Origin of the sequence: Psychrobacter sp. W2-37-MNA-CIBAN-0211 (assembly GCF_040309405.1) — a bacterium.
Lineage (GTDB): Bacteria > Pseudomonadota > Gammaproteobacteria > Pseudomonadales > Moraxellaceae > Psychrobacter > Psychrobacter glaciei.
On sequence record NZ_JBEOOU010000023.1, the window covers coordinates 1 to 9222 of the forward strand.

The window sequence follows — 9222 nt, forward strand, 5'->3', positions numbered from 1 at the left end:
GTAGCGCCAATGGTAGTGTGGATTCGTCCATGTGAGAGTAGGTCATCGTCAGCTCTCTATTCAAAAGCTAAACCCCCTTACACGAAAGTGTAAGGGGATTTTGTTTGTCTGTCTTTTTTATTCCTAATATAGTCATTTCATTAGCTAATGCTATCTAATCACTTTCTCTATCCATATTTCGTGTCATTGTGTCTCTTGTTTTTTAAGTTTGTTCTTTACCTAGTTTTAACTATTTATTATTAAATAATTATCAGACTACATTCTACTTTTATATTTAGATTGTTGCTCAGTCATATTAGTGTTAAATTTACTCAACAATAAGTGGTTATTTAAAAGAGTAAAAAGATGAGTACTGACAAACTCCCTCCCAATGTTAGTGTTTTAGATAAAGTCATTCTTTTCGATGGTGTCTGTAAGCTATGTAACGTATGGAGTAATTTTATCCTCAAGTATGATAGTAAGCAGTTCTTCAAATTGTGCAGTGTGCAGTCAGAGGAAGGCCAAGAAATACTGCTTTATTTTGGGCTACCTACCGACTCTTATGAAACAATGCTTTATGTAGGAGGTAACCATTCCTTCCAAAAAAGTGATGCTTTTTTCCAAGTAATGGCAAAATTAGGCTACCCATGGAAAGGAGTTTGTATTTTCAAGATTATTCCAACACCTGTACGAGATTGGATATATGACCGTATCGCATTAAATCGTTATCGTCTATTCGGTAAATATGACTACTGTGCTCTACCATTACCAGGGAATGAGGCGCGTTTTTTAGATGCAAAAAGATAAGCTCACTCATGTTTCGTTGATTAGTAGGGTGCTATTGGGATTTTTGTTTATATACCATGGTTTGGTGCCCAAAAAATTGTGGTTGAGTGCGGTCGAAGTACATTTGGTCTCTACTAGTGCTCTTGGTGTGCCTGCTAAGATAGCCTCACCCTTAGTGGGTATTGTTGAAATAGTTTTGGGTTGCGCAATCATATTTCTCAATAAGTCTAATATTCCTGTCTATATAGCCGTAGCCATTCTACTTTTACTATTACTCTCTGTAGCTGTAGCAAGTCCAATGTATTCGATAGGTGCATTCAATCCTATTACGACCAATATTCTAGGTCTGGGTTTTTGCTATCTGATTCTATTTGTAGATAAAGCATGAATGGTAACCAAAATAGGTGAAAATTTATTCGAAATTTCATACGTTGAAAAGACATGTCAATATACAGCACACGTTGTATCCTATAATTCAGTCTAATTGAAGTAATACTATAAAAAGAGAATGAAATGAATATCGAGCAAGAATTTTCAGAGAAAGTTCAAGAACATCTACAAGCACTCACTGCTAGTATGAAGCCAGTTTTAAAAGAATTAATCGGATATGATTATCCAAAAGAAGTGGTCAGTCTAGAGTTTGAAATATTTGCCGATGGATTCACACAAGGGTTCCCAGTTAGAGCTTTTTTTATGGATTCAAATGATTCTGAGTACTTTGTTTATATCAATGGTGAAGCTCAATATCCGTCGCCTGTTGAGCCAGAATTGTTAAAGATAGAGTATGTCTACCCTTATGAGCTTGAAGAGAAATATATTAATCAGGATGAAGGTTTTGACCCATGGAGTATCGCAATCGATGAGCTTATCCAATGGTTCTCAGAGTGCTGGAAAGAGGTGGGTGGAGAGTCGTTTCAGTTAAAAGCAAACATTGCTCCTCATGATAATGATCAGGCGTATAACCTTATAGAAAGCAAATGGGAAGAACGATAGAAGCATATAAATGTAATAGCAACTCAACTTATTTTTGTAGGCTAAAATTATGAATATATTAAATGAATTAGATAGAAATACTAAAATACAAAGATACATGGATTTTAGTAAGTTCTTACATATGCTCGAAAGCAAACAGATATTTATGTGTAGAATTGATAAATTTGAAGATAAATTAGAAGGAGGACTGACAACTATTAATGATTTCTTTTATAGTGGTGCTGCAGAAGCATTGAGCAATCTTGTGAATAATAATTTACCTTCAAGCTTAGGAAAAGGCTGCAATTCTCCTAAAAGTATTGGAGAGGCTCAAAAAAGACAGCAGGAATATGAAGAAAGGTCTAGAAATAAATCATTTATGACAGTTTTTGGTGACATCAAGTTGCCAGAAGGATTGACATATAAAGATGTTATTAAAGCACAAAAGAAATGGCTTGATGTTAGCTGCTGGCACTCCGCTACAGATGATACTGAAAGTATTGCTATGTGGAAAATATACGGTAGTGATGTAAACTCCATATGTATTACCACTACTATTGGCGAGCTACTAGACTCTATAGAAGAAGATAGAAATACAAACTTATCAGTACAGCAAGTTGAATATATAGATCATCGAGCAGATCATTATAATTTAAAGGTCGATAGCAAAATTGCGCCCTTCGTTCATAAGCATAAAGCATATAAATTTGAAAACGAGATAAGATTAATAGCATACAATCAAAGTAATGATCCTTTAGCTGATAGGGATGATACTGGCTCTTTAATTAGACTCAAATCTAATGACTTTATTAGTAGTGTTAAGGTATCACCTGAAGCACCTGAATGGTTTTTTGGCTTAGTAGAAAGTGTTTTTAACGGTAGGTATGGTCAAACTGGGATGGTTGCTCGTTCTGATCTTGACGATCTAGTAACGACATTTAGTAGTTAGTGCGCTTTATAGATGTATTTAATATAGAAACCATTAATTAAAAATTTAAGGATAAGTTCATGACAACCTCAAAAGTAACCTACCAAGGCAACTTACGCACCCAAGCCATCCATCTACAGTCGAATAATCAAATCATCACCGATGCACCGACTGACAATCAAGGTAAAGGTGAAGCGTTTTCGCCGACTGATTTATTAGCGACTAGCTTAGCCAGTTGTATGTTGACTATTATTGGCATCAAAGCCGAAGCGATGGACATCGATATTTCAGGTACGACCGCAGAAGTTACCAAAGTCATGGCTGCCAAACCAAGACGTGTGAGTGAAATACATGTTGTGGTCAACTTCTCAAAGGCATTGGATGAGAGTACCTTAAAACGATTTTATAAAACCGCGTTAACGTGTCCAGTCAGCAATAGCTTGGATCCTGCGATTACCCAAAACTTAGTGTTTAACAATGGCAAAGACGCCTAACATGTCTACTAAGACTTTACTCATCGTCGCTCATGTGCCATCGCCCAATACTCAGAAATTGGCGCAGGCAGCTTATGATGGTGCCAATCATCCTGATATAGATATCAACGTCATTTTGAAGTCACCGCAGGATACACAGCCTGAAGACGTGTTGGCAGCTGACGCGCTACTACTAGGTACGACTGAAAATTTAGCGTATATGGCAGGGCTGACCAAAGACTTTTTTGATCGTTGCTATTATCCAGTGCTAGAAGAAAAGCAAGGTATGCCATTTGCGGTATATATACGGGCAGGGCATGATGGTACGGGTACTAAGCTTGCGATGAAAACGATTACGACGGGACTGCGTTGGTCATGGATTCAAGAGGCGCTGATACTACAAGGTGATTGGCAAGATAGCTTTGTTGAGCAAGTAGAAGAGCTTGCTATGACGCTAGCAGCTGGGGTAGAGGCGGGTATTTACTAATAGTGAGATACGATGACTGAGTTAATATTTGATAATGCTCATTAATCTATCGAAATCAATGCTAAGAAAATAATAGACGGTCTGGAGAGAGTAGTGATGCATGACGCTAATCTAAATAGTGACAATTTGAATAATAAAGTGGATATTTCTGCATTGCCGTTTTCTCAAGCGTGTGAGAATAATAAAAAGCCTATCCTCGAATTACTAGAAAGTGAGCTACAAGGCTTTAATCATGTACTAGAGATTGGTTCTGGAACGGGTCAGCATAGCGTGTATTTTGCACCAAACTTACCTCATCTCAAATGGCAAACCAGCGATGTTATTAGTAATCATCGTCATATAATAGCTTGGCACAACACCTATCTTGCGCCCAATTTATCTCTACCATTGGCTTTTGATTTGGCGCATGACGCAGTACCTGTTAGTAGTCATTTAGATAATAGTCAGGTAGACAAACCTTATGATGTGATATTTACGGCCAATACTTTACATATTATTAGTTGGCCTTTGGTCGAACGGTTATTTGCATTGGCTGGTGAGGCGTTACCTGTGGACGGCAAACTGATTATATATGGCCCATTTAACGAAGATGGTAAATATACCAGTGAGGGCAATCAGCGATTTGATGCGATGTTAAGAGCAGGCAATCTTGATAGTGGCATTCGTGACAAAGAAGACGTTGTTAGTCTAGCAAACGCCCATCATCTACAACTTTCGAAAACATATGCAATGCCTGCCAATAATCAGCTATTAATATTTCAAAAAATATAAAGCATCAAATTCTTAGAACACAAAAGACACCTCAATGGATCGTTGTAAAATCTTATTGAGGTGTCTTTTTTTGTCTACTTATTTGGTTACTGATATTTTTTATGCTGCTAGATTACTTGTATTCTTCTGCTAAAAAATCCAAGTAACGTTTCCAAGACCGCTGATCGGCACGTGCATCATATCTATCGCTGCCAAATACGCTAAAAGCATGCGGTGCGCCGCTATAGGTGACCATCTCATGCGGTATCTTGGCTGCTTCTAATGTCTTACCCAAAGTCGCAAAGCTCTCTAGCGAGACAGATTGGTCAGCTGAGCCTTGGAATACTAGGATTTCTCCCGTAGTTTTGTCATAGCTTTGACCGGTTGGAATATCAAAAGCACCGTGGAAGGGCACAAATGCTTTTTGCTCAAAGCCTGAGCGTGCTAGCTCTAACGCGACCGTACCGCCAAAACAATAACCCATGGTAGTGCCTTTTCGGACATCGTTACCTTGTAGCTGTCCTGCTGTTAATGCCCCTGCCAATATACGCCGCATTTTATTACGGTCATCATATAGCTCCCCAGTTAGACGTTTATTTTCTTCGATAGAGGTAGGGCGAACGCCTTGTCCAAACATGTCCGCCGCTAGTACGTTGTAGCCTTCAGACGCTAACATATCAGCACGTTTGCGCTCATAATCTGTCAATCCATCCCAATCATGAATGAGCAAAATAAAAGGTGCGTTTGGTTTATCCGCTTTGGCGTAATAGCCTTCGTATGCTTTGTCATCGACCGTATAGGTAACGTTTTTGGTCGTGATAGCAGCAGCTGTTTGACTGAACGTTAATGCCATTAGACCCATTGAAGCGCCTACTAGCAACGAGTGATAAGGTTTTTTAGTCGGGGAGCTTAGAGTTGGTAGCATAATGGATCGCCTTATAGTTATATAAAAAGTAGTCGCATCGTCAAACTCATATAAATCCGCTACATCGTCATTCTCGCTAACCATACTAATTAATGTATAACTTGCGCTCGGTTTTCTTGTATCGAAATTATTTGAATTCAACGATATAAAAAAGATAAATATAAAGCTAAAACCATGCCAATTTATTTATCAATAGTCTCTAGTACTGCATAAAAGCATACCTTAAAGAATAACTACATTACAAGATTCTATTGTTAACGTTGATGCTCTTTTAACGCCTTCTAAAATGCTGGTTCATAGCGACTGTAAACCTTAACCAAATATCAACAAGGTTTACTATATACGCAACTATATTTGACTTAATTTTTGGGTAGTATAAGTCCTAAGCCTATTATTCCTTTATGAATTTTAGTGCTTTATAAATTTAGCGCTAGGCAATGCTGAAGACACAGACAAATAATTGACAGATGAAGTCATCATTATCTCAAAGGATATCAAACCTGTGTAGGCACTCTTTTAGTGGTTTAAAAAGAGCATTCTCAATCTATTAGCTAGGACTTTTTATGAATAATAATATCGATCATACTGACCCCGCCAAAGACATGAATACTGAACGTGGCAATGGTGGTGAAACCCATCAACGCGCAGGCGATGACACCAAAGTATTGACCACGCAACAAGGTGTGGCTATCGCTGACAACCAAAACTCTCTAAAAGCAGGCTCACGTGGGCCGACGCTGTTAGAGGATTTTGTGCTACGTGAAAAAATCAATCATTTCGACCACGAGCGCATCCCTGAGCGCATCGTCCATGCTCGTGGTAGCGCAGCACATGGTTATTTTGAGCTGACAGAGTCACTAGAACAATATACAACTGCCAAAGTGTTGACCGAAACGGGCAAGCAAACGCCATTATTTACGCGTTTCTCAACAGTAGCGGGTAATAAAGGTTCAAAAGATACGCCACGTGATGTCCGTGGTTTTGCTGTCAAAATATATACAGAAGAAGGCAACTGGGACATCGTTGGCAATAATATGCCAATCTTCTTTATTCAAGACGCGATGAAGTTTCCAGATTTGATTCATGCGGTAAAACCAGAGCCTGATCGCGGTTTTCCACAAGCGGCATCTGCGCATGATACCTTTTGGGATTTTGTATCATTGAGCCCTGAGACCATGCACAACCTAATATGGCTCATGAGTGATCGTGGTCTACCGCGCAGCTTACGGATGATGGAAGGCTTTGGTATTCATAGTTATCGTCTCATCAATGAAGAGGGCAAGAGCACTTTTGTACGTTTCCATTGGAAACCAGTATTAGGCGTACAGTCAACCACATGGGATGAGGCCGTGAAAATCTCAGGCGCTGATCCTGATTATCATCGCCGCGACTTGTTTGAGTCAATCAACAACGGCGACTACCCTGAGTGGGAGTTTGGCGTACAGTTATTTACCGAAGAAGAAGCCAATGAGTTCCCATTTGACCATCTAGATGCGACCAAGCTGATTCCTGAAGAATTGGTGCCAGTGAAAGTCGTCGGTAAAATGGTGCTGAATCGCTATCCAGATAACTTCTTTGCAGAAACTGAGCAAGTAGCGTTCTGCCCATCGCATTTGCCACCGGGTGTTGACTTTAGTAATGACCCATTATTACAAGGTCGTCTGTTCAGTTATTTAGACACTCAGCTATCACGTCTAGGATCACCAAACTTTGCACAGATTCCTATTAATGCACCAAAATGTCCGTTTGCTAACAATCAGCAAGATGGTCATATGCAAATGCAAGTGCCTAAGACGCGTGTACTCTATGAGCCACAAAGCCTAGATCCAACTCGTCCGCGTGAAAGCGCTAAACGTGGTTTCAACTCATTCCATGAGCAACTAGATGATGGCGTAAAAGGCCGCGTACGTGACGAGAGCTTTGCAGATCATTACAGCCAGCCACGTATGTTCTACCGTAGTCAGATGGCTATTGAGCAAGCGCATATTGCTTCTGCTTATGCGTTTGAGCTAGGTAAAGTAGATACCGCACATGTACGTACGCGTATGCTGAGTCATTTGATTCATATTGATGAAGACTTGGCTAACCGTGTGGCAAGTGCGCTAGGTATGGAACTGCCAGAGCCAGCTGATGCGGCTGCGCCTGTACAGGATATGGCGACTTCTAAAGCACTACAAACGATTGGTCTAACGCCTGATAGCCTAAAAGGTCGTATGATTGGTATATTGGTCGCAGAAGGCTCTAATAGTAGCGAAATTAAAAAGTTCGAAGATGCTGCTAAAGCGCAAGGCGCTAGCGTCAAAATCGTCGCCCCTAATAAAGAAGTTGTGTTGGATGATGGTACACGCATCCAAGTTGATGAGCGCCTCGCTGGTGGTCCGTCAGTGATGTTTGATGCCGTGGTTAGTATCATTATGCCAGAGCAGGCTAAGAAGCTAGCAAAAGACAGTGCAGCGCTAGATTGGTTCAATGATGCTTATGCTCATTGCAAAGCCATTGCTTATTGCGGTGCGACCGATGAATTTATCTTAAGCAAGCTGCCCATTGAGAAAGATGAATTTGTGACGCCATTGGCTGAATTAGATATCTTTATTACTAATGCCAAGTTTCGTCTATGGGAACGTGAGCCAAAGGTTCGTGACCTTGCATAATCAATAGGTAGGTAATCTAGACTACGATTTATTTTAAATACTAAATGTTTTCTTAAACCCAGCCTAAGTGCTGGGTTTTTGCTTTTTGATAGTAAAGTGAGAGTGACCATGGATAAAACTATGCATGCAGTTGTTAACCGTTATTTATTAACTGTTATTTATTAATCGTTATTAGTTGCATTGTCTCTGTGTACTGCATTGCTTTTGTATATAGTCACGAGCGTTCACTCAAAGTCGTTTTTTTTGGACTGACGGACGTTATACTAAAGATTGTCTATAAAATTGAATAAAAGCCTCACAATAATAACGATGAATGAGGTAGGGAATACCAATGAGTTTATGTGAAATCGTACGTTTAGAAGGCTATATCCAGAGTACCTACCTTGCGGTATATCCGGATAAAATCATGCTGCTAGACGGTGGCTGCCGTGCTGATGTGACGATGGTGCTTGATTATATTAAAACGACGTTAAAGCGACCGATCACTGATCTAAAAGTAGTGGTGGTCACACACATGCATCCTGATCATGCAGGCGGGGCAAATAAATTTCGACAAGAGACTGGCTGTCTTATTGTCTCAGCGGATAAAAAAAAGCAATGGTATAGCGGTATTGGCGGGCGAGCGATGCACTTCGTAGACATAAACCTAGGGTATTATGTGGCCAGACGTCAAGGTCGACCATTTAAAAACCTGTATTATTCTGCAAGCTTGAAACCAGATATTACGGTAAAAGATGGTGAGCTTGTGCCAAAGTTTGATGAATGGCAAGTTTTAGAAACGCCGGGACATACGGATCGTGATTTGTCTTTATTTCACCTACCTAGCCGTCAAGTATACACAGCTGATTTGATTATCAAGCTACGCCATAAATTCGTTGCACCCTTTCCTGTCTATGACCCTAAAACATACATCCAGTCTTTACACAAGATAAGAGATTTGAAACCCTCAATGGTGATGATGGCGCATGGCCGAGAGCTGGCTATGGACACAGCAGATTTTGATCATTTTATTACCCAAGCGCCTAAGCATCCACGTACGATTAAGGATACGATCAAGCATAAATTGCTATGGAGAAAAGGAGGTAACTTTAGACTCTTTAAGCGTAGGCGTGATTGATAGCTATCAATGCTCATAAATCTACACTCATAAAAAGACAGTCGAAAAAAAGCCCAGTCATAAAATGACTGGGCTTTCTAAATATGGTGGGCTGTCCGCGACTCGAACGCGGGACCAATTGATTAAAAGTCAACTGCTCTACCAACTGAGCTAA

Annotated in this window: 10 protein-coding genes; 9 read left to right on the forward strand and 1 reads right to left on the reverse strand. The window is 40.0% G+C overall.

What is annotated here, in order from left to right; genetic code table 11:
• Positions 1 to 345: 345 nt before the first annotated feature.
• From AAEY72_RS13905 to AAEY72_RS13935, 7 genes are all read left to right on the forward strand, one after another.
• The gene (locus tag AAEY72_RS13905; RefSeq protein ID WP_352311053.1) at positions 346 to 786 is read left to right on the forward strand and encodes a thiol-disulfide oxidoreductase DCC family protein; all 441 of its coding nucleotides are present in this window, start codon (positions 346 to 348) and stop codon (positions 784 to 786) included.
• The gene (locus AAEY72_RS13910; RefSeq protein WP_352311054.1) at positions 773 to 1153 is read left to right on the forward strand and encodes a DoxX-like family protein; all 381 of its coding nucleotides are present in this window, start codon (positions 773 to 775) and stop codon (positions 1151 to 1153) included. The genes AAEY72_RS13905 and AAEY72_RS13910 overlap by 14 nt, the downstream gene beginning before the upstream one ends.
• Positions 1154 to 1278: 125 nt before the next feature.
• The gene (locus tag AAEY72_RS13915; protein WP_352311056.1) at positions 1279 to 1758 is read left to right on the forward strand and encodes a hypothetical protein; all 480 of its coding nucleotides are present in this window, start codon (positions 1279 to 1281) and stop codon (positions 1756 to 1758) included.
• A gap of 49 nt (positions 1759 to 1807) precedes the next feature.
• Positions 1808 to 2686 carry a DUF2971 domain-containing protein gene (locus AAEY72_RS13920; protein WP_352311058.1) on the forward strand — a complete coding sequence of 293 codons (879 nt, stop codon included), beginning with the start codon at positions 1808 to 1810 and terminating at the stop codon, positions 2684 to 2686.
• 59 nt (positions 2687 to 2745) lie between these two features.
• Positions 2746 to 3159 carry an OsmC family protein gene (locus AAEY72_RS13925; RefSeq protein WP_352311060.1) on the forward strand — a complete coding sequence of 138 codons (414 nt, stop codon included), beginning with the start codon at positions 2746 to 2748 and terminating at the stop codon, positions 3157 to 3159.
• 1 nt (position 3160) lies between these two features.
• Positions 3161 to 3625 (forward strand): flavodoxin family protein, encoded by a 465-nt coding sequence (locus AAEY72_RS13930; RefSeq protein WP_352311062.1) that lies wholly within the window; start codon positions 3161 to 3163, stop codon positions 3623 to 3625.
• A 96-nt stretch (positions 3626 to 3721) separates the two neighbouring features.
• Complete coding sequence (locus tag AAEY72_RS13935; protein ID WP_352311063.1) at positions 3722 to 4396, forward strand: DUF938 domain-containing protein; 675 nt, start codon at positions 3722 to 3724, stop codon at positions 4394 to 4396.
• A gap of 112 nt (positions 4397 to 4508) precedes the next feature.
• On the opposite strand, the gene AAEY72_RS13940 is transcribed toward AAEY72_RS13935, so the two are convergent.
• Positions 4509 to 5300, reverse strand: a complete 792-nt coding sequence (locus tag AAEY72_RS13940) for a dienelactone hydrolase family protein (RefSeq protein WP_352311065.1) — start codon at positions 5298 to 5300, stop codon at positions 4509 to 4511.
• 563 nt (positions 5301 to 5863) lie between these two features.
• Between AAEY72_RS13940 and AAEY72_RS13945 the strand changes: the two genes are divergently transcribed.
• Positions 5864 to 7951, forward strand: coding sequence for a catalase (locus tag AAEY72_RS13945; RefSeq protein WP_352311067.1), 2088 nt, complete (start codon positions 5864 to 5866; stop codon positions 7949 to 7951).
• A gap of 331 nt (positions 7952 to 8282) precedes the next feature.
• A complete protein-coding gene (locus AAEY72_RS13950; protein WP_352311069.1) occupies positions 8283 to 9068 on the forward strand; it encodes an MBL fold metallo-hydrolase in 786 nt (261 codons plus the stop codon).
• The last annotated feature ends 154 nt before the right edge of the window (positions 9069 to 9222 follow it).